The sequence below is a fragment of the Halogeometricum sp. S3BR5-2 genome (genome assembly GCF_031624635.1).
Lineage (GTDB): Archaea > Halobacteriota > Halobacteria > Halobacteriales > Haloferacaceae > Halogeometricum > Halogeometricum luteum.
The window spans coordinates 130,204-153,156 of sequence record NZ_JAMQOQ010000003.1 but is presented as its reverse complement, the minus strand read 5'-3'; the positions used below and the strand labels follow the sequence as shown (position 1 = coordinate 153,156).

General features: G+C 66.7%; 22 protein-coding genes. 7 read left to right on the top strand and 15 right to left on the bottom strand.

The window, feature by feature from the left end:
* Positions 1-155 precede the first annotated feature (155 nt).
* The 5 genes from NDI79_RS12735 (at position 156) to NDI79_RS12715 (ending at position 5,465) form a co-directional block, all read left to right on the top strand.
* Positions 156-758, top strand: a complete 603-nt coding sequence (locus tag NDI79_RS12735) for a TetR/AcrR family transcriptional regulator (RefSeq protein ID WP_310928878.1) — start codon at positions 156-158, stop codon at positions 756-758.
* A gap of 105 nt (positions 759-863) precedes the next feature.
* Positions 864-2,006: an N-methyl-L-tryptophan oxidase gene (gene solA / locus NDI79_RS12730; protein WP_310928877.1), complete on the top strand. Its 1,143-nt coding sequence runs from the start codon at positions 864-866 to the stop codon at positions 2,004-2,006.
* Between the two features lie 69 nt (positions 2,007-2,075).
* The gene (locus tag NDI79_RS12725) at positions 2,076-2,726 is read left to right on the top strand and encodes a hypothetical protein (protein ID WP_310928876.1); all 651 of its coding nucleotides are present in this window, start codon (positions 2,076-2,078) and stop codon (positions 2,724-2,726) included.
* Positions 2,727-3,242: 516 nt separating this feature from the next.
* Positions 3,243-5,039, top strand: a complete 1,797-nt coding sequence (locus tag NDI79_RS12720) for a BCCT family transporter (protein WP_310928875.1) — start codon at positions 3,243-3,245, stop codon at positions 5,037-5,039.
* A gap of 264 nt (positions 5,040-5,303) precedes the next feature.
* A complete protein-coding gene (locus NDI79_RS12715; protein ID WP_310928874.1) occupies positions 5,304-5,465 on the top strand; it encodes a hypothetical protein in 162 nt (53 codons plus the stop codon).
* Between the two features lie 36 nt (positions 5,466-5,501).
* Here the strand turns inward: NDI79_RS12715 and NDI79_RS12710 are convergent, their stop codons facing one another.
* The 9 genes from NDI79_RS12710 to NDI79_RS12670 form a co-directional block, all read right to left on the bottom strand.
* Positions 5,502-5,945, bottom strand: a complete 444-nt coding sequence (locus tag NDI79_RS12710; protein ID WP_310928873.1) for a universal stress protein — start codon at positions 5,943-5,945, stop codon at positions 5,502-5,504.
* 266 nt (positions 5,946-6,211) lie between these two features.
* Entirely contained in the window at positions 6,212-7,468 is a 1,257-nt protein-coding gene (locus tag NDI79_RS12705; protein ID WP_310928871.1) for an ABC transporter substrate-binding protein, read from the bottom strand.
* A gap of 131 nt (positions 7,469-7,599) precedes the next feature.
* Positions 7,600-9,153: a CARDB domain-containing protein gene (locus tag NDI79_RS12700; protein ID WP_310928870.1), complete on the bottom strand. Its 1,554-nt coding sequence runs from the start codon at positions 9,151-9,153 to the stop codon at positions 7,600-7,602.
* Positions 9,150-11,012, bottom strand: a complete 1,863-nt coding sequence (locus NDI79_RS12695; protein WP_310928869.1) for a DNRLRE domain-containing protein — start codon at positions 11,010-11,012, stop codon at positions 9,150-9,152. Before NDI79_RS12695 ends, NDI79_RS12700 begins: the two co-directional genes overlap by 4 nt.
* Positions 11,013-11,495: 483 nt before the next feature.
* The gene (locus tag NDI79_RS12690) at positions 11,496-12,620 is read right to left on the bottom strand and encodes an ABC transporter ATP-binding protein (RefSeq protein ID WP_310928868.1); all 1,125 of its coding nucleotides are present in this window, start codon (positions 12,618-12,620) and stop codon (positions 11,496-11,498) included.
* A gap of 15 nt (positions 12,621-12,635) precedes the next feature.
* Positions 12,636-13,490 carry a carbohydrate ABC transporter permease gene (locus NDI79_RS12685; protein ID WP_310928866.1) on the bottom strand — a complete coding sequence of 285 codons (855 nt, stop codon included), beginning with the start codon at positions 13,488-13,490 and terminating at the stop codon, positions 12,636-12,638.
* Entirely contained in the window at positions 13,487-14,449 is a 963-nt protein-coding gene (locus NDI79_RS12680; RefSeq protein ID WP_310928865.1) for a carbohydrate ABC transporter permease, read from the bottom strand. The genes NDI79_RS12685 and NDI79_RS12680 overlap by 4 nt, the downstream gene beginning before the upstream one ends.
* Before the next feature lie 8 nt (positions 14,450-14,457).
* The gene (locus NDI79_RS12675) at positions 14,458-15,873 is read right to left on the bottom strand and encodes an ABC transporter substrate-binding protein (protein ID WP_310928863.1); all 1,416 of its coding nucleotides are present in this window, start codon (positions 15,871-15,873) and stop codon (positions 14,458-14,460) included.
* 201 nt (positions 15,874-16,074) lie between these two features.
* A complete protein-coding gene (locus NDI79_RS12670) occupies positions 16,075-16,917 on the bottom strand; it encodes a hypothetical protein (RefSeq protein ID WP_310928862.1) in 843 nt (280 codons plus the stop codon).
* Positions 16,918-17,379: 462 nt separating this feature from the next.
* Between NDI79_RS12670 and NDI79_RS12665 the strand changes: the two genes are divergently transcribed.
* Entirely contained in the window at positions 17,380-18,117 is a 738-nt protein-coding gene (locus NDI79_RS12665; protein WP_310928860.1) for a twin-arginine translocation signal domain-containing protein, read from the top strand.
* A gap of 139 nt (positions 18,118-18,256) precedes the next feature.
* Here the strand turns inward: NDI79_RS12665 and NDI79_RS12660 are convergent, their stop codons facing one another.
* The 4 genes from NDI79_RS12660 to NDI79_RS12645 are packed head-to-tail and all read right to left on the bottom strand — an operon-like array spanning position 18,257 to position 20,809.
* Positions 18,257-19,054, bottom strand: a complete 798-nt coding sequence (locus NDI79_RS12660) for an energy-coupling factor ABC transporter ATP-binding protein (RefSeq protein WP_310928859.1) — start codon at positions 19,052-19,054, stop codon at positions 18,257-18,259.
* The gene (gene cbiQ, locus NDI79_RS12655; protein WP_310928857.1) at positions 19,042-19,866 is read right to left on the bottom strand and encodes a cobalt ECF transporter T component CbiQ; all 825 of its coding nucleotides are present in this window, start codon (positions 19,864-19,866) and stop codon (positions 19,042-19,044) included. The genes NDI79_RS12660 and cbiQ overlap by 13 nt, the downstream gene beginning before the upstream one ends.
* Positions 19,863-20,123 carry a PDGLE domain-containing protein gene (locus NDI79_RS12650; protein WP_425499612.1) on the bottom strand — a complete coding sequence of 87 codons (261 nt, stop codon included), beginning with the start codon at positions 20,121-20,123 and terminating at the stop codon, positions 19,863-19,865. Before NDI79_RS12650 ends, cbiQ begins: the two co-directional genes overlap by 4 nt.
* Positions 20,124-20,158: 35 nt before the next feature.
* The gene (locus tag NDI79_RS12645; RefSeq protein WP_310928855.1) at positions 20,159-20,809 is read right to left on the bottom strand and encodes an energy-coupling factor ABC transporter permease; all 651 of its coding nucleotides are present in this window, start codon (positions 20,807-20,809) and stop codon (positions 20,159-20,161) included.
* Positions 20,810-20,919: 110 nt separating this feature from the next.
* Here NDI79_RS12645 and NDI79_RS12640 point away from each other — a divergent pair, with 110 nt between their 5' ends.
* Positions 20,920-21,336: a CopG family ribbon-helix-helix protein gene (locus NDI79_RS12640; RefSeq protein ID WP_310928854.1), complete on the top strand. Its 417-nt coding sequence runs from the start codon at positions 20,920-20,922 to the stop codon at positions 21,334-21,336.
* Positions 21,337-21,375: 39 nt separating this feature from the next.
* Here NDI79_RS12640 and NDI79_RS12635 read toward each other — a convergent pair whose 3' ends face one another.
* Positions 21,376-21,786: an EamA family transporter gene (locus tag NDI79_RS12635; RefSeq protein WP_310928853.1), complete on the bottom strand. Its 411-nt coding sequence runs from the start codon at positions 21,784-21,786 to the stop codon at positions 21,376-21,378.
* A 155-nt stretch (positions 21,787-21,941) separates the two neighbouring features.
* Positions 21,942-22,943, bottom strand: coding sequence for an LLM class flavin-dependent oxidoreductase (locus NDI79_RS12630; RefSeq protein WP_310928852.1), 1,002 nt, complete (start codon positions 22,941-22,943; stop codon positions 21,942-21,944).
* Between the last annotated feature and the right edge of the window lie 10 nt (positions 22,944-22,953).

Here is a 22,953-nt window from a genome sequence, read left to right as displayed (position 1 = left end):
TAACTAGTCAGTCAAAAAAGTTCTGACTGGTGACTATTCGTGATACAGGCTCAGAAACGCGGCAATTCGGGTTCTGAGAACTATCGGGGCAGTAGCAAAATGGTGTCATCGCTCGGAACAAAACCGTTATTTAGTCGTCGGTAAAGGTACGAACAATGGGTGAGCCACCCGAGCGCACTCCCTCGGACGCGGACGAGGAGATAATGCGCGCCACCTATCGGGCGCTCGAGGAGCACGGCTACGCGGACCTGACGATGAAGCGAATCGCGGAGGAGTACGGCAAGTCGACCGCCGCGATTCACTACCACTACGAGACGAAGGACGACCTGCTCGCGGCGTTCCTCGACTACCTGCTGGACCGGTTCGTGAGCACGATACACGAGGTGGAGACGACGGACCCGGAGCAGCGCTTGGAGATGCTCTTGGACAGACTCCTGGCCGGTCCGAAGGACAACAGCGACCTGTCCGTGGCGATGCTGGAGATGCGGAGCCAAGCGCCGTACAAGGAGGCGTTCACCGAGCGGTTCGAGCAGAACGACGAGTACGTTCGTTACCTGCTTCGGACCGCCATCGACCACGGCATCAGCGAAGGCGTCTTCGCGGACGTCGACTCCGAGCACGTCTCGAAGACGCTCATGATCATCATCGACGGCGCGCGGACCCGGTCTGTCGTCTTCGAGGACGCGGACACGCTGGCGACGGCGCGGCGCGCGGCCGACGAGTACCTGGACGAGACGCTGCGACTCCGGGACGAGTGAAGCCCGCCTTCCGCGCCCCACACGGTCGCCGCCGCGGGACGGATAAACGGGACCCGTGATACGCGTCAACACTGATTGTCTTTCGGTGTGAACGCTCGGCAGAGAATGAGCACGAGCGACGAGCGGTACGATGTCGCCGTCGTCGGCGTCGGCGGGATGGGAAGCGCGGCCGCCGCCCACCTCGCCGAGCGCGGACTGGACGTCGTCGGAATCGAGCGCTTCGACATCCCGCACGCGAAGGGATCCTCGCACGGCGTCACGCGTATCATCCGGCGGGCCTACTACGAGCACCCCTCCTACATCCCGCTCATCGAACGCGCCTACGAACTGTGGGAGGAGCTAGACGAGTCGTCGGGACGCGACATCCTGCACCGCACGGGCTCCATCGACGCCGGCGCACCGGATAATCCGGTGTTCGAGGGCTCGAAACGCTCCTGCGAGGAGTACGACATCCCCTACGAGGAACTGACGGGCGCGGAGGTGAACGAGCGGTTTCCCGGCTACGAACTGCCCGAGGACCACCGCGCCGTCTATCAGGAGGACGGCGGCTTTCTCGTCCCCGAGCAGGCCATCGTCGCGCACGCGGAGGCGGCGCAGGCCGCCGGCGCGGAGGTGCGCGCCCGCGAGTCCGTCCGCGACTGGGCGGAGACGCCCGACGGCGGCGTCCGCGTCTGGACCGACCGCGACACCTACGAGGCGGACGCGATGGTCCTCGCGGCGGGCGCGTGGAACTACAAGTTGGCCGACGCCCTGGAGGGACTGGCCGTCCCCGAACGGCAGGCGCTGGCGTGGTTCCAGCCCGAGACGCCGTCGAACTTTCAGCCCGGAAATCACCCCGTCTGGAACATCAGCGTCCCCGAGGGGCGCTTCTACGGCTTCCCCGTCCACGACGTGCCGGGGTTCAAACTCGGCAAGTACCACCACCTCGACGAGCAGGTGAACCCCGACGACTACGACACCGACCCGACGCGCGCCGACGAGGAGGTGCTGCGCGACTTCACGGAGAAGTACTTCCCGGAGGCGTCGGGGCCGACGATGGGGCTGTCGACGTGCATGTTCACGAACTCCCCGGACGAGCACTTCATTCTCGACACCCTCCCGGACCACCCGCAGGTAGCCGTCGGCGCCGGTTTCTCCGGTCACGGCTTCAAGTTCGCCAGCGTTATCGGCGAGATTCTCGCGGATCTGGCGGCCGACGGCGAGACGGAGCATCCCATCGATATGTTCCGACTGGACCGCTTCGAGTAACCCCGCTTCGGCCCCGACTCGGCGGCGGGTTCGGCAGCGTTAACCGTCCGTCGAATGACATCTCGGGCGATGCCCTCCGCGAACCGCGTCGACCCGCCCCGGGAGGCCGTCGAAGTCGCAGAACAGTATCTCGGACGCGAACGCCCCGTCACCGCTCTCGTCGTGTTCGTCGCCGTCTCGATATTCCTCGGCGCGTACGCCGTGACGTCGCTCCTACCGGCGGCCGCCGTCGCGGCCGTCCTCCTCCTCGTCGCCCGCGTTCCCCTGCTCCGAACGTCCGGCACCGCCCGACTCCGGACCGACGACGACCCGGCGTCGGTCGCCGACGCGTTCGCCGGTCCGACGCCGCCGGTGCTCGCGCTTCAGTGGGGCATCGCGGACGACGTCACCGTCGAGGACGGGACGGCGCGGTACCGCGTCTCGTACCTGTTCGGACTGCGCTCGACCGAGATGACCGTCGACACGGAGACGATGACCGACCCGAGCGGCGACCGCCGCGTCGAGATGCGCGTCGAAGCCGGCGGTCGCCCGTGGGGAACCTACGGGGCGACGATACGCGACGCGGGCGACGACACCGTCGTCGACTACGACTACCGGTCGGACCGACGCTTCGGACTGCGACGCGCGCCGCAGCAGTTGCTCGCGGCGCGCTATCGCGGGGACGCCCTCGCGGCGCAGGGGTACGCCACCGTCGAACGCGACACCCACGTCGGATTCTGAGGGCGCCCGCTCGGCGTTCGGCGCGAGGTGCCGGGACCGACCGACGGGGCGTCCGCGACCCGTCTTCGCCTCTCGCACCCGCGAGCGGTGTTCTGTTCTTCCGCACCGATACTCGCTCGCCGCCTCGTCGGTCGCGACGGGCGGGACGCGGCGACTCCGGGCGCGGTGTTCGCCGGTGAATCGAACGCTCGAACGCCTCGGAGGTACACGTTCGGGTTAAAAATATCACAGCAAGTCAACGTGCATCTTTATCCGTAAGTGTGGTATCATGAGTCGTGGGTCGAACAACCGTGGCTGAGGATAGCACGAACTGGGACTGCCATCCGATCGGTCGGAGTGGCCCAATCTCATATAACGCTGGGTTACGATGCATGAATTCACAGGGTAGCAACGACGGATACGGTGGGTGGACCGGTCCACCGACGCCGACCATCGGGCGACAACCGCTTTGCAGCGCCGGAAACCAGAACATGAACGTACGCGAACACGGACGATACCGGACGGAGAGGGTACCGCATGGCGAGTAGCGACGACTCAACTGGCGAGATGTCCGACGGCCTTCAGGTCGAACTGTTCCACCCGGAATCGGATCGCGAACCGGGAGACACGAACATCCAAAAATTCGGGTTCGACGTTCATCCCGTCGTGTTCCCGGTCGCGTTGGTCATCATCGCGACGTTCGTCGTACTGACGGTGTTCTTCCAGAACTTCGCGTCGGTCGTCGGGTTGACGACCGCCGACGGAACGCTGATGACGGCGGCCGGGGCGTACGGCGCCATCCGAGGCTTCTTCGAGGGCACTTTCGGGTGGTTCTTCCTCCTCGCGGTGAACATCTTCATCGTGACGCTCGCGTACTTCGCGTTCAGCAAGTACGGGACGATTCGCCTCGGCGGCGTCGAGGCCGAAAAGGAGTTCAGCGACTTCTCCTGGATGGCGATGCTGTTCAGCGCCGGCATGGGTATCGGGCTCATGTTCTACAGCGTCTCCGAACCGCTCTACTACTTCTCCAACGTCCCGGGCTTCTTCGACGCCCAGTCGGGTAGCGGCGGCGCGGGGGCCGCTGCCCTCGCGCAGACGTTCTTCCACTGGGGCTTTCATCCCTGGGCCATCTACGGCCTCGTCGGCCTCGGATTGGCGTTCTTCTCGTTCAACCGCGGACTCCCGCTCACGTTCCGCTCTATCTTCTGGCCGCTGCTCGGCGACCGTATCTACGGTCCCATCGGTCACTTCATCGACCTCGTGACCGTCTTCGCTACGCTGTTCGGTCTCTCGACGTCGCTCGGTCTCGGCGTCAGTCAGGTCAACAGCGGCCTCTCGTACGTCTTCGGCGACATCTTGGGGCTCGTCAACGTTCCGGTGGGTACCGTTCCACAGATACTCCTCATCGCCGGCATCACCGCCATCGCGACGCTGTCCGTCGCGGCCGGCCTCGACGGGGGCGTGAAGAAACTCAGCACGGTGAACCTCTACGTGATGTTCGCCCTGCTCGGATTCATGATTCTCGTCGGGCCCAGCGTGTTCATCTTCAGCGCGTGGATGCAGGGGCTCGGCACCTACTTCAGCAACCTCCCCGCGCTGTCGTTCTTCACGGGAACGATGGGCCCGGGTAGCGAGACCGTCTCCGCGTGGACGGTGTTCTACTGGGCGTGGTGGATCGCGTGGTCGCCGTTCGTCGGCATGTTCATCGCGCGCATCTCGAAGGGACGGACGGTCAGGGAGTTCGTCGTCGGCGTGCTGGTGCTGCCGTCGCTGTTCTCGACCATCTGGCTCTCGGCGTTCGGCGGGAGCGCGCTGTTCAACTCCCTGCAGGGCAACGGCGCCGCGATGGCCATCTACAACGAGTCGGGGCAGACGTTCGCCATGTTCGGCATGCTCAACCAGTTCCCGCTCGGCGCCATCTCGGGACTGCTGGCGACGCTTCTCGTCATCACGTTCTTCGTCACCTCCTCGGATTCGGGGTCGCTGGTCGTCGACCACCTGACTTCCGGCGGCAAGCACGACGTGCCGAAGATCCAGCGCATCTTCTGGGCGGTCACCGAGGGCGGCGTCGCGGCGCTGCTGCTGTGGGGCGGCGGCCTCAACGCCCTGCAGACGGCCGCCATCGCCACGGGCTTCCCGTTCGCCGTCATCCTCGTGCTGATGTGCTACACGGTGTATCTCGGGTTGGACCACGAGTACGAACTGCTCCAGTCCGAGCAGTTCGCCGAGCGCATCGAGGACATGACCGACGGCGACGAGTTCGACGTGGAGACCTCCCGCCAGGACGTCGTCACCGACGTCCAAGGGAACAGAGACGCCGAAGGGTCGGACTGAGTTCGACCCGCCGGTTCCCGTCCGCGGTCTTCCCTCCCGGTCCCACGCGCTCGTCTCCTCCCCCCGGTCCTCGTGTTCGCTCCTGCTCCGCTCCTACCCGGCGAACTCCCGCCGACCGACGCTCCGGTATCACCGAGCGTATCGCTCGCGAGCTAGCTACTCGGTGAATCCCGCTCACGGTCCGAGTACGACCGACCCGACACGGTCGGTCACCTCTGCGAGGAGTACCCCGTCTACAAGTGGCGGGACGACGAGTTCGAGACGATGCCGGAACTCCTGCCGACCGCCGCGGCCGCGCTCGTCGTCCTCCTGTTCGCCGCCGCCTTGGCGCTGATGTCGAGCGGCGACCTGCGGGCGGCGGCGTTCTGCTTTCTCGGCGCGAGCCTGATTATCTACTTCCGCGAGACGTACCTCCTCGACGACTGAACCGAATCGCGTCCGAGCGTCCCGACGACGCTTCGGCTACAGTTCGTCGGCCTTCATCCGCTCGGTGATGACCGGAACCGTCGCGGTCCGCACCACCTTGTCCGTCGTTCCGCCGAGGAGGGTGCCGATCTTCCCGCGGTAGGCCGACCCCATCACGATGGCGTCCATCCCCTCCTCGTCGGCGAAGTCGACGATGCGCTCGCTGACCGACCCGCTCCGCATCGACGTCTCGCAGTCGACGCCGTGTTCGGAGGCGATGCCGCACAGGTCGTCAAGCACCTTCTCGCCGTACTCCTCGTACTCGGCTCGAAGCTGTTCCTCGTCGTCCCGGAGCGAGAGCGCTCGGGGGACGCCGGGGAGGTCGATGACGTAGAGACCGTGGACCGCCGCCCCCAGTTTCGCCGCGAGTTCGATTCCGTGTCTCGCCGCCATCTTCGCCTCTTCGCTCCCGTCGTATGGTATCAGTATGTCCTCGTACATGGTGGTCGCGGGCGTCGTCGCACCGGCGGCGCGGGGCGTCGACTCGCGCGACCGCCCGCCGGTTCTCGTGACTCGGCGTTCGACGCCCAACAACCTGTAGCTTTCGACCGTTAGCGGTACTCGGGCGTCTTTCGGCGTTTCCCCTCTTCTCTTCTTCTTCGCCCACCGGTCGTTCCGGCGGTATCCCCTCACCAGTCTCCTCCCGTCCGAGGTGACGGCGGCCGGAGGATGCGACCCGCGGTAGGCACCCGACCGAACGCGGCGTCTCAGACCTCGCCGTTGACGGCGTCGGCGACCCGCTGGCGGTCGAACAACCGCTCGTCCTCGGGGAGTTCGGGGTACGGCCCCTCGGTGTACGTCGGCCACTCGCCGAATCGGTCGGGGTACAGCTGTTTGGCCGTCATCTCCAACTGGAAGAGGTTGAGTATCGGCCCCTGGTAGCGCGCCGCTTGGGCGTACACGCGACCGTTCTGCACCGCCGAGAGCTGACCCGCGACGGGGTCGTCTTCGAGGTTCTGACGCACTTCCGCCATGTCGGTGCCGGGAGCCATCCCGCCGTTGCCGAGGATGACGTCCGGGTCGGCCTCCAACAGCCCCTCGATGTCGATGGCGTCGCCGGAGGAGACGCCGTCGCCGAGCGCCTCGACGGGTTTCAGCGGCCGGGTGTGCGCCGTGAGCAGTCCCGGGTTCGTCACCTTGTACACGTATATCTGCTCGAAGTCGTTCGGCATTGCCATCACGACCGACGGCCGTTCGCCCTCGGGGGGGAGGTCAGACTCGATAGTGTCGAGCAACCCCGCGTGCACCTCCGCCAGCGCGTCGTACTGCGGCCCCGCGTCGAAGACCTGCGCCACCCTCTCGAACATCTCCCAGAGCCCGTAGTACTCGTAGCGGTCGGCCCACTCCTCCGGCGGTTCTTGGTGCCGGGCGCTGTAGGCGTTCCCGAACCACGGAGCCACGTTCTCGGCTATCTCCTCGATGTCGTCCATCCCCCAGTTGTCCTCCGCGAAGACGCTCGCGGGGTCCGCCAGGTGGACGTCGGAGTCCAACTCGTACAGCTTCTCCTTGCTCGGCGTCCACGAGGAGTACAGCCCGCTCCAGTCGAGTTCGACGCCGTCGAGTCGCGGGGTGAACTGGTTCCACACGCCGTCGTAGTAGTTCGGCGCGTGCATCGCGTTCACGCTGTTCCCGCGGCCGAGCGCGAACGCCATCCCGGCCAGATGCGTCAGACGAGTGAAAACAGTCTCGGGGACCGCATCGAACGCGACTTCGCCCATCGGCGCCATCGACACCGAGTAGGACTCGCCCGCCGCGGTCGATTCGGTTTCGCTCTCGCCCTCGCTCGCCTCCGAATCGGCTTCCGTCTCCGCCGTCGTCGCGGTGTCCGTCGCCGACGCCGCCGTCGACCCCGCGTCGTTTCCGCCCGTACATCCCGCCAGCAGTGACCCGCCGACGACCGCACCGCCGAGGCGGAGGTAGCGCCGCCTCGTCGGACCGTCTCGACCGGTCGGTTCTTCGCGCATGGATTTAGGCTACCCTAAAGACACATAGTCGCTTCGATTCTTAGGCGTCCCCAAACAACGCTCGTCGGACGGTAACCGCGAGACGCGGCGGGGAGAATAGGGAGTAGCGAAGCGGGGCGTAGAACGCGCGTCTACCGCTCGTCGCGGCCGACCGCGCGCCACCCGACCAGCAGAGTCATGGCCACGAGCGTGACCACGAACCCGAATCCGGGGGTGCTCCCGCCGGTCGTGGTCGCGGGTTCCGTCGGCTCCGCGGACGGGGTCACCGTCGCCGTCTCGGTAGTCGACGCCGCGGACTGCGTGGTCGCCGCCTCGACCGTCGACGTCTCGGTCGCCGTCTCGCTCGACGCGTCCGCCGTGACGGTCACGGTGCCGGCCGCGACGCCGTTGACCGCGAGGGCGTACGTCCCCGGAGCGTCGAATCCGACCGAGAAGTCGACCGTTTGCGTCTCTCCGGCCTCGACTTCGACGGTCCGTTCGTCGCCCGTCTCGTTGCCGTCGACGCCGAGTCGGAGGTCCATCTCGCCGTCGGCGTCGCCGGTGTTCTCGACGACGGCCGAAACCGTCACCGACGTGCCGACGCTTCCGTTCGTCGCGTTGAGCCGCACCGACTCGATGGCGAGCGAGGGTTCGGCGGGCGCAGAGTAGCCACCGCCGCCACCGCTACTGCTGCTTCCGCTGTCGTCGTCATCGTCGTCGTCGCTCGCGTCGTTTGCGTCGTTTGCGTCGTTCTCGTCGTTACTGTCGGACGACGATTCGGTCTCGGTCTCGGTGGACTGTTCGGTGGTCGTGGTCTGCTCCTCAGTGGTCGTCTGTTCTTCGGTCGTGGTTTGTTCTTCGGTCGTTGTTTGCTCTTCAGTAGTCGTGGTCTGTTCTTCGGTCGTGGTCGTCGGTTGTTCGGTCGTCGGCTGTGCGGTCGTGGGCTGCTCGGTGGTCGTGGGCTCCTCCGTCGTGGGCGGTTGCTCGGTCTCCGTCGGCGGCGCAGGCGTTTCGGTAGCCGTTTCCGTTTCTGTCGGTGCAGGCGTTTCGGTGACCGTTTCCGTCTCTGTTGGCGCCGGCGTCTCGGTAGCCGTTTCCGTCTCCGTCGGCGTCGGTGTCTCGGTAATCGTTTCCGTTTCCGTCGGTGCAGGCGTCTCGGTGTCCGTTTCTGTCTCCGTCGGCGCGTCCTCGACGCTCACGGTCGCGTCGCGGTACGTCTGCGGGACGAACGTCTGCCCGCCGTCGGTGGCGAACTTCGTCTCCGCGTCCGACCGGTCGAACGAGAGCAAGGTGCTCCCGCCGGCCTCGCCGACCACCGTCAGCGTTACTTCGGCCAGAACGGGGTCGTCCCCGTCCGAGTCGCGGATCTGGTTGAACGTGACGCTGCCGCCATCGTTGTCGATGTTCGAGACGGGTGCGACGAAGTCGTCGCTTCCCGCTACCTCTTCGACCTGCACGACGTCGGGGTCGAACGCGAGCCTGGTCTGGTACCCGCTCACCGCCGACGCGTTCGCCCACACGCTCAGCGTGAGGGTTTCACCCGGTTCCGCGGTTATCGCTCCGTCCGGCGCCGCCGTCGCCTCGTCGCCGATACTTATCGTCGCCGCCGTCGTCGTCGACTGCGTTATCGTCGCCGCTCCAACCGGGATGATGGCGACCACCATCAGCAGGGCGCAGACGGCCAACACGTTGATTCGCTCGCTCATTGGTTTTCCTCGCTGATATTTCTCGCACCGATCGCATCGCCGATGTCCACGTCGCCGTCGCCGTCGACGTCCGCGGCCTCCGAATCGATATCGACGTCCTCGCCCGCCACCGACCGCTGGATGGCCTCGACGTCCTCCTCGTCCACGTCGCCGTCGCCGTCGGCGTCGCCGGTCACGGGGCCACCCCCGGTGCCGTCCGAGGCGGTGTAGCGGACGGTGAGGCGGGGCGGGTTTCCGCTCTCGGCCGTCTCGAAGTCGCAGCCGTCTCCCCCGGCGGGTTCGAACACCCACCCGAGGTTCCGGTCGCCGTCGACCCACGCCTGCACGCTCTGTGTGACGTCGACGGGGACTGTCCCGGCGTCGACGGCGCCGGTCTCGGCGTCGGGCGTGGACGCGGCGTCGGAGTCGTCCGTTCGGACGCCGCCGCCGACGGAGTCCCACGTATCGCCGTCGTCCCATCCGGTGCGCATCCGGTGAAGCGCCGCTCCGTCGCCGTCGTTCACGCATTCGAGTGTCAGTGTCGCGCTGTCGACGGTCGATCCCGGCGGTATCTGCCCGTCGGCGTCGCCGACGACGTCGTCGAACCGGAGGAGCGCCTGCGCGGCGTTCTCCGAGTCCTGCGGTTCCCGAGTGTCGACGACCATCGTTTCGCTGTCGCCGTACGCCGTCATCGGGTCGGACTCGTAGAGCGTGGTGTCGACCGTGCCGCCGTAGCCGTCGACTCCCTGCTGGAACGAGGCTTCTGGTACCGTCTCGGACTCGCCTCCGAAGCGGGCGTCGAAGTCGAGGTCGAAGCCGAAATCGCTGTCCTCGTCGGTTTCGACTTCCCCGGTGCTCGGGGAGAAGGTGTGCATCTGGATGCGGTCGGGGACGCCCTCGCTCTCACTCCCGCCGGGTTGGAACTTTATCTGACGGAGCAGTCCGTGACCAGCGTCCTCCCGCGCTTGGTAGTTCGCCAGCATCTCGTACACCTCCTCGCCGGCCTCGTTCGTCGAGACCTGGTCGGCCTCGGCGTAGTACTTGTACCAGTGGCCGCAGAGCACCATGAACACCTGCGAGTTCGGTGCGACGAGTTCTTCCCACACCGTCTGACCCGAGTTTCCGTCTCTGTTCCCGTCTGCGTCCTTCTTCTCTTGAACTCTATCGAGTCGAGCCGTGGGGTTGTCGCGGAGGTACGAGTGCGTGGTGAGGATGGTCGCTCGGTCGGGGTACTCGTCGAGCACCTGCTGAGCCCACCCGAGCGGCGTCGACGGGTCGTCGACGCTTCCCGGCGGTTCCCACTCTAAAGCGAGGTGGAGGAAGTCGTATCCGCCCGCGGAGAACAGCTGATAGGTGTTGAGGTCGTCGCGGTTCGGGTCGCCGTTCGTGGGGCCCGCGCCCCCGAAATACTCTTTCCGTTCGTATCTCGACGCGCCGAAGTACTCCTTGTAGTTCGCGATCGACGAACTCCGTTCCATGTTCACCTCCCAGTCGTGGTTGCCGGGGAGCGTCGAGTAAGGAACGACGCCGTCGAGCGTCGACATGGCTTCGTCCATGTGCTCCCACTCGGCGACGATGTCGGCGTTCTCGACGATGTCGCCGACGTGGCTCACGAAGGCGATGTTCTCCTTGTCTTCGGCGTGATTGTCGGCGATCCACTGCGTCATCTCACCGGGATACTTCGCCATATCCTCGGCGTAGAACTGCGTGTCGGGCAGGGCGACGACCGACCAGGGCTCCTCCGTCTCGGCGGCCACACCGGTCGAAGCGCCGAACCCCGCCAGTCCCGCCCCGACTCCGATGGCTTTCAGCACCGTACGCCGCGTGGCTGTCGGCCCCGACGGGTCTCCCCCGGAACCGTTCGCTCGTAGTCGTCTCATGGATTGGTTCTTACCCGGTATATTCACCAGTTTTGAAGGATAGTTATACGTCTGTTAGGTGGCTTCTCGGGGGATATAACGGCCGATAGAGCCAACAGAAGTTCTTTCTCGTCGCTGCGACAGTTCGATAGGACTCGGCTGACGGGACCGAAACCGGCCACTAAGGACCTCGTCACTCGCGGCTCCGCCCGCCGCAGGACGCCGATACGCGGTTATCGGTACGGTACCGCTCTCGACGGCGCTCGCCGCCGTGGAGTCCGCTATCGCCCCCGATACGCGGGCGATAACGGCGAAGACGATGGTGGGTATCTCCTCGGTAACGCTCGCTTCGCCGCGTTTCCGCCGTTCGTCTCTCGTTCGACGAACGCCCGCGCTGGCGCCGCCCTCGCCGAGTCGAACCGCTCGCGTCGGCGTCCCTTCCGTTTCCCTGCGAGGCGAACCGACCGTCGAGAAAAGAACCGCCGACGGGGCGCGGACCCGACGCTACGAGGTGACTCGCGTCTCGCTTCGCGATTGGAGGTCGGCGTCGTGCGTCACCAGCGTTCCGTCCTCCCGGTCGAAGAGGTACGTTCGCTCGACGTCGATTCCGACGGTCTCTCCCTCTCTGACCGGGTTATCCTCGATTTCGACCACGCTCCGGAGCTCTCCGACGTCGCTGTCGACGTAGACGATTCCCTCGTCGCCGACCGACTCAACGAGGGATATCTCGCCTTCGAGTTCCCCCGAACCGTCCCGGTGGACGGTCGTGTGCCGCGGGCGGAACCCGACCATCACCTCTTCGGGGACTTCTTCGTCGATTCCGGTTCCGATCCTCCATCCGCTCTCGTCTACTTTCACGGTCCGGGCGTCCCCGTTCGGACAGGTCGCCGACAGGAGGTTGATCTCGGGCGACCCGATGAACTGCGCGACGAACGCGTTGTTCGGTTCGTGATACACCGTGTGCGGGGAGCCGTACTGCTGTATCTCCCCGTCGTCCATGACGAGCATCCGGTCCGAGAGCGTCATCGCCTCCTCCTGGTCGTGGGTGACGTACGTCATCGTCCCCCCGACCTCCCGCTGGATCTGCTGGAGTTCGACCCGCATCTCCTTTTTCAGCTTCGCGTCGAGGTCGCTCATCGGTTCGTCGAGGAGGTACGCCCGCGGGGAGCGGATAATCGACCGGCCGATGGCGACTCGCTGCTGTTGGCCGCCCGAGAGGTCGCCCGGATACTTGTCCAGTAGCTCGCCGATCTGAATCGTCTCGGCCACCTCTCGCGCCTGCTCGTACCGCTCGTCCTTCGAGTGACCGCTCAGCTTGAGCGGGTACGAGATGTTCTGCCACACCTTCATGTGCGGATAGAGGGTGATATCCTGAAACACGAACGCGAGGTTCCGGTGCTGCGGCGGAACGTTGGCGACCTCTTCGCCGCCCAGTTGGATGCTCCCGCTCGTGGGCGTCTCCAACCCGGCGATACAGCGGAGTAGCGTCGTCTTCCCGCACCCGGACGGCCCGACGATGCAGACGAACTCGCCGTCCTCGACGGTGAACGACACGTCGTCGACCGCTGTGATTGTGCCCGATTCGCCGCTAAACTCCTTCCGGAGATTTTCTACTTGTATGTTTGTCATAGTAGGTCAGTCCTGTTAGGCGGTTGCTTTGTAGCCTTCGAGCAGGTACTTCTGCAGGAAGTACACCATCAGGAACGCCGGGATGACGATGGTGAACGCGATGGCCATCACCTGATTCCAGAACACGTAGTTCTGGACGGCGTACTGAGTGATGCCGGTCGTGAGGGGGCGGAGCGCGTCTTCGGAGATGAGCACCTTCGGATAGGTGTAGTTGTTCCAGGCGGACTGAAACGCGAAGATTCCGACCGCAATCATCCCCGGCGCCGCCTGCGGGAGCGCGACGTCCTTGAACGAGTGCCAGCGCGACCCGCCGGCCATCCAGACCGACTCCTCGTAGTCGAGCGGGACGGTCTGGAAGAACAGCCACATCGTCCAGATGCCGAAGGGAAGCGGGACGGACGCCTCGGCGATGACGAGTCCGAACAGGGAGTTGAGCAGCCCCAGTTCCCGCCAGATCTGGTACATCGGAAGCGACAGCAGCAGCGGCGGGAACATGTATCCGAAGAGGATCAGCCGCGCGAGCCACTTCTTCCCGCGGAACTGGACGCGCGTCAGTCCGTACCCGGCGAGCGTCGACGCGACGACGGTGAAGACGACGACGCCGGCGGCGACGACCAGGCTGTTTCGGTAGTAGGTGAAGAAGTTCGACGCGAAGAACACCTGTCGAATCGGATCTAAGGTGATACTGGAGAAGATGCGAGAGATGTTTCCGGACAGGAGCGCTTCCAGTCCGCTGAACGCGCCGATGACGAGCCAGATGATCGGCACCATCAGGGTGAGAAGCGTCGCCCAGACGACGATCTGGTAGGAGATCGATTTGATGCGAGCCGCCTGCCCGTAACTGAGGTAGGTGCCGACGATCTGCGTCACGCGACGCGCACCTCCTCTTCGGGCCGTGCGACCCGGAAGTACAGCACCGACCAGAGGGCGAGGAACACGAACATCAGCGCCGCGATGGCCGCCGCCTGACCGAGTTCGTACTGGTTGAACGCGATCTCGTAGGCGAGCAGCGGTATCGTCGTGGTGGTCTGTCCGGGACCGCCGCGGGTCATGATGTAGATGATGTCGAACTTATTGAACATCCAGAGCGTCCGGAGCAGCGCCGCGATGAGGATGACGTTCTGGATGCGGGGCAGCGTCACGTCCCGGAACTTCTGCCACGCGTTCGCCCCGCACATGGTCGCGCCCTCGTAGAAGTGGTCCGGAATCGACTGCAGGCGCGCGAGCGTCAGCAGCGTGACGAACACGGCGAACTTCCAGGAGGCGACGACCATGATGGTCGCCATCGCCGTCTCGGGAAGCCCGAGAAACGCGACCGGCTGGTCGAGAATCCCGACCCGGAGGAGCGCGAGGTTGACGATGCCGTACTGCGCGTTGAGCATGAACTGGCCGACCATCCCGATGACGACCGCGGGAACCATGTAGGGCAGGAGCGCGAGCGCTCGCGCCAGCACGTCCCCTCGGAAGTCCTTGTTGACGAGCAGCGCCAGTCCGACGCCGAGGACGAGTTGAATGGCGACGGAGCCGAACCCGAAGATGAGGCTCCTGACGAACGCGTTCTGGAACCCGCTGGAGGTCAGGATATCGACGAACCGGCCGGGACCGACCCAGGTCCAGACCGGATTCAGCGTCGACACCTCGTAGAGGCTGAGGTTGAACGCCCACGCCATCGGGAGGATGGCGACCAGGAAGAACAGCGCGAGCGCCGGTCCGAGACAGACGACCAGCAGGGCGTACTCGTTCTCGAAGAGGTCGCCGAGGTAGCTGTTCGTGGTGCGAGTCCACCTGCGCGGGACGAGCGAGCTGACGTAGTCAGTTGCCGAAGACATCCCTCGTCTCACTCCATCCCGGTGCTGCTGCGGAGTTCCTCTGCCGCGTTGTCTATGGCCTGCTCGACGGACGCGTTACCCTGCGTGACGTCGTAGAACATCTGCCCGAGTTGGAACGACGTGAACGCGGGGGCGGCGTAGGGGTTCGGCGGGTCCGTCTCAGCCGTGAACGGCTGCGAGTTGCCCCCGAAGAGCGCGTCGCGTTCGCCCTGAATCGTCTCCTCGGTGAAGTTGTCGTTGAGGTAGTCCCAGCCCTCCCGGTACCGCGAGCCCGGTTCGTACCAGCTCTCGTAGATGGGGATGTTGTGGAACCGGAGCGCCCGCGCGTACTCGACGAGTCGCTCGCCGGTCACCATGTACTGGACGAACTCCTTGGCGCCCTCGGGGTTGGCGGAGCCCTGAACCAAGGCGTAGCCGGTCGCCGCGGAGTTGCCCATCGGCGCGTCCCGGTTCGAGGCGTTGTACGGGTTCGAGACCCGTTTGGTCGACTCCGCCCACGGCCGGTCCTGCGCGATGGACTGCGTCTTCGGGCGGCCGCCCGAGTAGACGGCCGTCGCGGTCGTTCCACCGGTGTAGGACTCGTATATCTCCCCCCAGTCCCAGTTCGTGGCGGTGGGGGAGTACTCGGTCATCTCCTTCGTGTACTCCAAGACCTCCCGCACCCGCTCGCGGTTGCTCCCCGAATCGAGCGCGACCTGGACGGTTCCGTCGGACCGCCGCGCCACTTGGGCGTCGTTGCCCCAGAGCCGACACCACGCGTGATACGACCCGTACACCGTCGCGGACGTCGTGTACCCGAGTCCGAGGAGGTCGTTGTCGGCCTCCGTGATCGTTCGCGCGGCCTCGCGCTCCTTCTCCCACGTGGTCGGTTCGGGCGCGCCGAGTTCCTCGTAGATGTCCGAGCGGTACCAGTTGTTCGTCACCGACGCCACCGCCGGCACGAGTCGCGGTTCGCCCTCGTAGCTGAACTTGAAGTTGTCCGGTATCTCCTCTTCCTGCTCTTCGACCGCGCTGATCACGTCCCCGACCGAACGGAGGATACCCTGCACCGCGTACGCGCCGATGCGGAACTGCTCGGCGTTGATGATGTCCGGCGGGTTCCCGCCCTGTATCAACTGCGCGACCCGGCGGCCGTAGTCGCCGCCGATCTCGGTGAACTCGATGTCGACGGGAATTCCCCGCTCCTCTTCGAACTGGTCGGCGAACCCGTTCAGCATCTCTTTGAACTTCGGGGAGTTGTTGTTGGAGACGAACTTTACCGGTTCGGAGTTCGCCGTCCCGCCGCCTCCCGTCGTCGCGCCGCCGCCGCTTCCGCCCGAACAGCCCGCTATTCCCATCGCGACACCGGTCGCGCCCGCGGTGGTCAGAAACCGTCGCCGTGATACCCGTTCGGTCCCGCCGTCCGTGTTGCCTTTCCGGTCCATACCGAGCCAGGAGTTCACATGCCCCACGGTTAAAAGTGGATGATACTTGATGAAATTAAACTAATAATTAATCACAGACTCAACTGAGAAAACTCCGTATCGGGCGATTCGAAGTGACGTGGCCGTTCGACGTGCGGGCCGCCGTCGCGGCCGCGCGCGCACCGCAGTCGGCCCCATCGACGCTCCGGTCGGCGCCCGGAGTCACTCCTCGCTCGCCGCGACGAACGCCCGCGTCAGCGCGGCGATTTCCGACCGGAACGCCGCCGTATCCACGTCGCTCTCGCGGTGTTCGAGCCGTCGGTGTTCCTCGCGCAGTACGCCTTCGAGCACTCGGTCGTACAACACGTCCGCCGTCACGGTCCACCCCATCGCCTCGATTCCGTCCGCGACTCGCTCGAACCGCCGTCGCGTCGCGCATTCCCGCGCGAACGCCTCGGCCGAGACGTCGACGGGGTCCGGGTCTCGCTCGCGGAACTCCGGGTGCAGCACTCGGGCGCGCCCGCCGCGTTTGTTCCGGATCAGGACCCCCTTCGCCGGTCCGTCGTACCACGCCGACCGCGGGACGGCGTACGAGTCGGGGTCGAAATCGCGCGTGTGTCGCTCCCGTTCGAGCGCGTTCACGGGGTGCAGACCGAGGCGCTCGAATATCTTCTCGGCGGTGTCGGGCGGCCGGAACCCGTCGGCCGACGCCGACCAGACGTCGACGCCGAGGAACGAGGGGAGACGCTCCCAGTCGTACTCGGTGGACCGGCGCTGCGTCGACCACCCGAAGAACACCACCTCCCCGGCGTCGGCGACGGCGTTCCGAAGCGCCTCGCGGTCGAGGTTCTCCCGGACGTGTCGGACGGCGTGCTGGTACGGCGCGGGGACGTCGGCGGGGTCGTCGTAGACCCGCGTCTCGTCGCCGAAGCGGAGGGTCCCGGTGTCGTCGAGTTGAAACCGAAACCCGGGGGCATCGACGAGTTCGAGCAACCAGAGGTGGCCCCGCTCGAACGTCTCGGCGGGCGCGTCCGCGGCGGTCGGTGTCGTCGGAAAGTCCTTCATGGGAGATGTCTGCGGTCGTCGACCCGTCCGTTCGGCACCGCGGGCAAAAAGCCCCCTCGCTCGGAGCGCGGGCGGTCGGTTGCGCGGACGCTCGGATACGGCCACGCCCGCCCGCGACCCCGACGGTCCGTCCCCGACCGACCGCCGTTCGGTGTCTCTTCGGGCGTCGGTCGTGGACGATATTTTGATATCATATCTATTTGTTTCTATATTCGATTGGTAGAAAATCAACCACTGTCTTCTTTCATTCGATGGGCGATTATATTCTCGTTATTCGTGTGTCTGCCGGTGAAGTGCGATTGTTGATTTCGGATATGTATCCCGAGTCTCGCGTGTGGCACTAATGCGACCCGACTTCCGATATATTCTCCGCGAGTACTTCCGAATCGAGCGTTCTCCTCGCCGCGAAACGGCCCCCTTCGCGGAGAAAAGCTATACGGCTGACTGTCACTACTGCGACACGTGCCCTCCAGACGCAACTTCCTCCGACGGGTCGGCGCGACGGCCGCGGTCGGGTCGGTGGCGACGACGGCTGGTTGCCTGAACGGCGGCTTCGTCCGCACGAAACTCGGCGGGGGCTCGACCGACACGGTCGACCTCTCCTCGCCCGACGACGACGTCTTCGTCCCGCCGGATCGGTTCGACGCGTACCGGAATCGAATGCGAGCGGAGTACGGTGCGGCCGCGATTCCGTGGTCGGACCCGGATTCGCTCCCGGTTCGATTTCTCGGCGCCCGCGCGCGCCGGATGGAAATCACTCCGAGCCGACGGCTCGCAGTTCAGGACGCGGCGCTGCTCGTCCACCGCCTCGCGGACGAGCGGTACCGCCTCCGTCTGTGGAGCGCCGGTCGCCTCCTCGGGAAGCGCTACGAGGTCGACCCGTGGGGCTACTACACCGAGGAACCGGCGTTCACGTGGCTCGAACAGGAGATCGAAGCGGAGGCCGACGACCACCTCTCCGCGGGCCGTTCGCTCTCGACCGACGGTGGCCGAGTCCGCGCGGCGGGCGGCGCGGTGACGGTGCCCGACGGCTCGTACGAGTCGAACGTCGAACGCGAGACGTACCGGTCGCGCTGGGAGGGATTCCATCCCGGCGTCGTCCCGCTTGTCGGCGCCTGCGAACTGTCGTTCGTCGACCCGTCGGAGCGCCGGTTCACGTGGAGCCTCTCGAACGGGGTCGGCATCCGAACGCCGTACTAAATCCCCGACGGTCGACGACCGCGCGGAGAGCGCCTCGATTCCCCGTCGAACCAGTGGACGGACTCCATCGCGGAGCCGTATTCCCACGTGCACGATTTGTCATATGAGTGTACTGCCGCGTTCCGGTGAGTGACGGGGTTCACTCGCCGCGCCGCAGGCGCCGCCGCGCCGCCTCGACGGTCAGCGGAAGGGCGTCCTTCTCGACGACCCCTTCGAACAGCCGAACCGCGGCGGGCGGCCGCAGACCGTGGTCCTCCAGCAGCGACCGGTCCGTGAGTATCTCGCGGACGGGGCCGTCGGCGGCTATCGAGCCGTCGCGGCTCACGAGCACGACTCGCTCGGCCACCTCGGGGACGACGTCGAGCGACGGCGTGGACCACAGGAGGGTCCCGTCGCGGCCGGTCACCAGTTCGCGGATTCGCTCCCGGTACCGGGCGTCCACGGCCCCGAGCGGTTCGTCCAGGAGGAGCACGTCGGGGTCGAACGCGAGCACGCTCGCCACGGCGGCTCGCTGTTTCTCGCCGCCGGAGAGGCGGAACGGCGGTCGGTCGAGCAGGTTCTCCAATTCGAGTTCGGCGGCGAGTTCGTCCACGCGCCGGCGCGCCGCCTCCCGGGAGTGCCCGAGTTGGGCGGGGCCGTACTCGATGTCCTCGCGGACGGTGGTGTTGAACAGGTAGTCGTCGGGGTCTTGAAGCAGCACGCCGAGTCGGTCCCGGACCGCCTCCGCGTCGCCCGTCTCCCCGAAGTACGTCACCGTCCCCGCGGTCGGTTCGACGAGGCCGCCGAGGGCGAGTTGAAGCGTGCTCTTGCCCGACCCGTTCGCCCCGACGACGGCGACGCGCTCGCCCCGTTCGACGGCGAGGTCGACGTTCCGAATCGCGGTCGTCCCGTCGGCGTACTCGTAGGTCAGCCCGCGGGCCGCTATCACGGGAGCCATCGGACCACCCCGGCCCCGACGACGGCGGCGACGGCGCACGCGCTCAGGGCGTAGTCGTATCCGTCGACGGCGCGGGAGCGCCCGTAGGGCGACGGCGGCCGAGCGCCGCCCCGCGCCCGCATCCCGCGGCCCACGCGCTCCCCGCGGTCCAGCGTCCGCAGCAGGAACGTGCCCGCCAGTCGCTTCGCGTCGCGCCACTCGCTCCGCGCGCCCGCCGACCCCGTCGTTCGGCTGTTCCGCGCCAGCACCAGCCGCCGCAGTTCGTCGAAGAACAGGAACAGATACCGGTACGTCACCGCCAGCACCCACACGAGCGCGACCGGAACTCGCAGCTCTCGCATCGCGGCGACGAGCGCAGAGAACGGCGTCGTCATCGTGAGCAGCGAGAGGAGCGCCACTCCCACCCAGACGCGCGCGGTGAACCGAACGACGTAGGCGAGGCCCGCGTCGGTGAGTTCGACGGCGACGCCGAGCAGGCTCACGCCCGCCAGCGCGTCGCCGGGCAGCAGGACGGCCTGCGGGAGAACGACCGCGGCCGCCGCGAGCGGGACGACCGCCGACCGCCCGAGCAACTCCCTGAGCGGGACCGCCGACAGCAGCGCGAGTCCGACCGTCGCGGCGCCGAGACAGAGCGTCACCGCGGGCGTCCGCGCGAGCATCACGGCCAGCGCGAACCCGCCGAGCGACAGGAGCGTCACACGGGGGTCCCGATCTTGGAGGAATCCGTCCTCGGCGGCGACTCGCTCGGCCGCGAAGACGGCGCGGAGCGCGCCCGAGACGGATTCGGCCGTGCGGGCGAGGACGCCCGTCACCGTTCGAGGAGGCGGCCCGCGCCGACGCCGACGGCGAGCGTGAGCGCCGTCCCGATGGCGGCGGAGACGAGCGTCCCGAGCGAAGACCCGAGGCCGGGCACCGAGTAGTCCGGGAGGAGGGCCGGGACGGTCGAATCAGCGGCGTCGGCCGCGCCCGTCTCCTCGGCGGCGTTTTCGAGCGGTTCGGCGTAGCCGACCGCGCCCGAGGCCCACCCGAACACCGGCGCGAGGACGACGAGAACGAGAACTCCCACCATCGCCCGGCGGACCCACGGCTTCTCGACGACGGCGTTCACAGGCCGACCCCCGCGGCGCGGTCGTCGTCCCGTCCGAGCACGAGGTCCGGCCGGGCGTCCGCGACGTAGCCGTAGACGGCCGCCGTGATGGCCCCTTCGACGACCCCCAACAGCGCGTGGCCGACGACCATGATGGTGACCGTCGTTCCGAGTTCGTACGCGAACGCCGAGGACGCCCCGACGCCGACGCCGACGGCGAGCGCCGAGAGCGTAATGGCACCCCACCCGGCCGCGAAGGCGGCGCCGGTCTCGTGGACTCCCCGGAGCGCTCGGAACAGCGCGTAGCCGACGAGCACGTCGACGACGGCCATCGCGAACAGGTTCGCGCCGAGGGCGACGATGCCGCCGTCGCCGAACACGAGCGCCTGAATCGAGACCACGGCGGTCATCGCGAGGACGCCGAGCGACGGACCCAAGAGGATGCCGGCGAACGCGCCGCCGACGAAGTGCGCGCTCGTCCCGCCCGGTATCGGCCAGTTGAGCATCTGCGCGGCGAAGATGCCGGCGGCGACGACGCCGAGCAGCGGCGTCCGCTCGTCGCCGAGTTCGTCTCGCGCGCGGTCGACCGCGACGCCGACGGCGGCGCCCGAACCGAGCCAGAACAACCCCGCGACCCACGGGTCGAGAAATCCGTCCGGAATGTGCATTCGTCTCGTGGTCGCCCAGCGCCGGAATAATACTTTTGCTCGAAATCGTAATACTCGCCGCCGGCGCTCGCTATCAACGATTAAGCGTTCGCTGCCGAAACAGGGGGTCGATGGGCCAAGCCAACGATCGAATGAGCGTCACCCTCCCGCCGGAGTTGCTCGCGCAACTGGACGGCGTGGTCGAGGCGGGCGAGTACGGCAGTCGCTCCGAGGCGACGAGGGACGCCCTCCGCGCGTTCGTCACGGAGTTCAACCGACAGACCGGGCTCTCCGGGTCGCTCAGCGGGACGGTGGTCGTCCTCTACGAACACGACCACAGCGGGGTGACAGAGCGGATGACCGGCCTGCAACACGACTTCGCGGACACCGTCGTCGCCGTCCACCACGTCCACCTCGGCGACCGCCTCTGTCTGGAATCCATCGCCGTCGACGGGCCGGGCGAGCGAATCGAGGCGCTGCTCTCGGAGATTCGGCCGCTGAAGGGGGTTCGAAACGTCGAACTCACCGTCGTCGAAGCCGACCGATGACCCCCGGCCTCCGGAACGGGGGACGCGACGACCCGAGAATTACTGGTTGATGACGACGATGGCGGCCAGCGCCAGGCCGATGCCGACGACCTTGTTCGCAGAGAGCGGTTCTCCCAACGCGAGGACGCTGATGATCGCCGTGATGACGAAGTACATCCCGCCGAGCGTCGAGACGAGCGCCGTCGACCCGATGGAGACGCCGATGTACGTCGCGACGACGCCGGTCACGGCGCCGACGCCGGCGAGTGCGGACAGCGCCAGTCCGCGCCCCGTGACGGCGACCGAGACGTCGGTGACGAGGACGTAGACGCCCACCAGAATCGTCGCCACGAAGTACGTGACGAACGCGGCCATCTCGGGGGCTATCGAGTCCGATGCGGCGTCGCCCAGCACGATCCAGACCCCCCACGCGAGCATCGTTATCGTTCCGTACACGAGCGCCGAATTCATCGGCGCCCGTCCGTTCCCGTTCCTTCCTTCCCGCTCGGCGCGCGCCCCGTCGGGGCTGTCGTCCTACCCATCGTGTCGGTCTCACCCCGGCGGATACTAAGTGTCCGGGCCAACAGCGGACGGCGTTTATCACCCCTCTCCGGTGTTCGCCCGGCTCAGAACTTCGGCAGCACGTCCTCGCCCAGTCGTTCGAGACTCCGAACCATCTCCTCGGTCTCGATACCGGGGTAGTACGACCGGAAGACGAAGTGAACGTCGTCGCCCAGTTCGTCGCGGTACGTTTCGAGGTCCTCGACGACGTCCTCCGGCGTCCCGACGAGCGCCGCGTCTTCGAGTTCGCGCCGCCGCTCCTCGGGCAGTTCGTCCGTCGGTTCCTCGTCGGCCCACTCCTGATACTTGCGCTGCTGGTAGAAGTAGCTCTCTCGGACGGTCTCCCACGCCTCCTCGTAGCTGTCGCCGACGAACCCGTACTGGATCACGTAGGTCGTGAAGTCGCCGTCGATTCCCTCTTCCTCCCGAACGCGCTCGATGTCCTCCTTGCGCTTCCGGATGTCGTCGACCGACAGCGCCTCGTTGGCGCACCAGCCGTCGGCCATGCGGGCCGCGCGCCGGACGGCGGGTTTCGCCACCGCGCCGAGCACGAGTCGCGGCGGCGAGTCGGGCGTCGGCGTCACCGTCGTCTCCGGCGAGACGGGGTGGAACTCCGCGTCGTAGTCCAGCGGCCCCGGTTCCCACGCGTTGCGGAGCAGGCGGACTGCGTCCTCCGTCCGGTCGGTCCGCTCGTCCTTCGGGACGCCGAACTCCCGGAACTCCTCGTCGAGGTAGCCGATGGAGAGGCCGAGAGTGAGCCGCCCGTTCGAGAGCGCCTCGACCGTCGCCGAATCCTCGGCGAGGCGGACCGAATCGTACAGCGGCGCGAGCGCCACCCCGGACGCCAGTTCCACGTCGTCGGTCCGGGCCGCGAGCGCGCTGAGCGCCGGCATCGTCCCCGAGAGGTACTCGTCGTCTCGGAAGTGGTGCTCCGACGTCCAGACGCTGTCGAGACCCACCCGGTCGGCCGTCTCGCCGAGTTCGAGCAACTCGTCGTACAGGGCGGCCGCCGAGCGGTCGTCGTCGGGGCGCCGCTGGGCGCTCAGCAGTCCGAATCCGATGTCCATACACGGGCTT

What these genes read in the sequence shown, in the direction of transcription:
- NDI79_RS12725 (WP_310928876.1), top strand. Translation starts at nt 2,076, where the DNA reads ATGCCCTCCGCGAACCGCGTCGACCCGCCCCGGGAGGCCGTCGAAGTC.
- NDI79_RS12650 (WP_425499612.1), bottom strand. Translation starts at nt 20,123, where the DNA reads ATGGTGGGAGTTCTCGTTCTCGTCGTCCTCGCGCCGGTGTTCGGGTGG.
- NDI79_RS12695 (WP_310928869.1), bottom strand. Translation starts at nt 11,012, where the DNA reads ATGAGACGACTACGAGCGAACGGTTCCGGGGGAGACCCGTCGGGGCCG.
- NDI79_RS12710 (WP_310928873.1), bottom strand. Translation starts at nt 5,945, where the DNA reads ATGTACGAGGACATACTGATACCATACGACGGGAGCGAAGAGGCGAAG.
- NDI79_RS12705 (WP_310928871.1), bottom strand. Translation starts at nt 7,468, where the DNA reads ATGCGCGAAGAACCGACCGGTCGAGACGGTCCGACGAGGCGGCGCTAC.
- NDI79_RS12680 (WP_310928865.1), bottom strand. Translation starts at nt 14,449, where the DNA reads ATGTCTTCGGCAACTGACTACGTCAGCTCGCTCGTCCCGCGCAGGTGG.
- NDI79_RS12670 (WP_310928862.1), bottom strand. Translation starts at nt 16,917, where the DNA reads ATGAAGGACTTTCCGACGACACCGACCGCCGCGGACGCGCCCGCCGAG.
- solA (WP_310928877.1), top strand. Translation starts at nt 864, where the DNA reads ATGAGCACGAGCGACGAGCGGTACGATGTCGCCGTCGTCGGCGTCGGC.
- NDI79_RS12660 (WP_310928859.1), bottom strand. Translation starts at nt 19,054, where the DNA reads ATGGCTCCCGTGATAGCGGCCCGCGGGCTGACCTACGAGTACGCCGAC.
- NDI79_RS12715 (WP_310928874.1), top strand. Translation starts at nt 5,304, where the DNA reads ATGCCGGAACTCCTGCCGACCGCCGCGGCCGCGCTCGTCGTCCTCCTG.
- NDI79_RS12720 (WP_310928875.1), top strand. Translation starts at nt 3,243, where the DNA reads ATGGCGAGTAGCGACGACTCAACTGGCGAGATGTCCGACGGCCTTCAG.
- NDI79_RS12690 (WP_310928868.1), bottom strand. Translation starts at nt 12,620, where the DNA reads ATGACAAACATACAAGTAGAAAATCTCCGGAAGGAGTTTAGCGGCGAA.
- NDI79_RS12735 (WP_310928878.1), top strand. Translation starts at nt 156, where the DNA reads ATGGGTGAGCCACCCGAGCGCACTCCCTCGGACGCGGACGAGGAGATA.
- NDI79_RS12630 (WP_310928852.1), bottom strand. Translation starts at nt 22,943, where the DNA reads ATGGACATCGGATTCGGACTGCTGAGCGCCCAGCGGCGCCCCGACGAC.
- NDI79_RS12700 (WP_310928870.1), bottom strand. Translation starts at nt 9,153, where the DNA reads ATGAGCGAGCGAATCAACGTGTTGGCCGTCTGCGCCCTGCTGATGGTG.
- NDI79_RS12675 (WP_310928863.1), bottom strand. Translation starts at nt 15,873, where the DNA reads ATGGACCGGAAAGGCAACACGGACGGCGGGACCGAACGGGTATCACGG.
- NDI79_RS12640 (WP_310928854.1), top strand. Translation starts at nt 20,920, where the DNA reads ATGGGCCAAGCCAACGATCGAATGAGCGTCACCCTCCCGCCGGAGTTG.
- NDI79_RS12635 (WP_310928853.1), bottom strand. Translation starts at nt 21,786, where the DNA reads ATGAATTCGGCGCTCGTGTACGGAACGATAACGATGCTCGCGTGGGGG.
- NDI79_RS12645 (WP_310928855.1), bottom strand. Translation starts at nt 20,809, where the DNA reads ATGCACATTCCGGACGGATTTCTCGACCCGTGGGTCGCGGGGTTGTTC.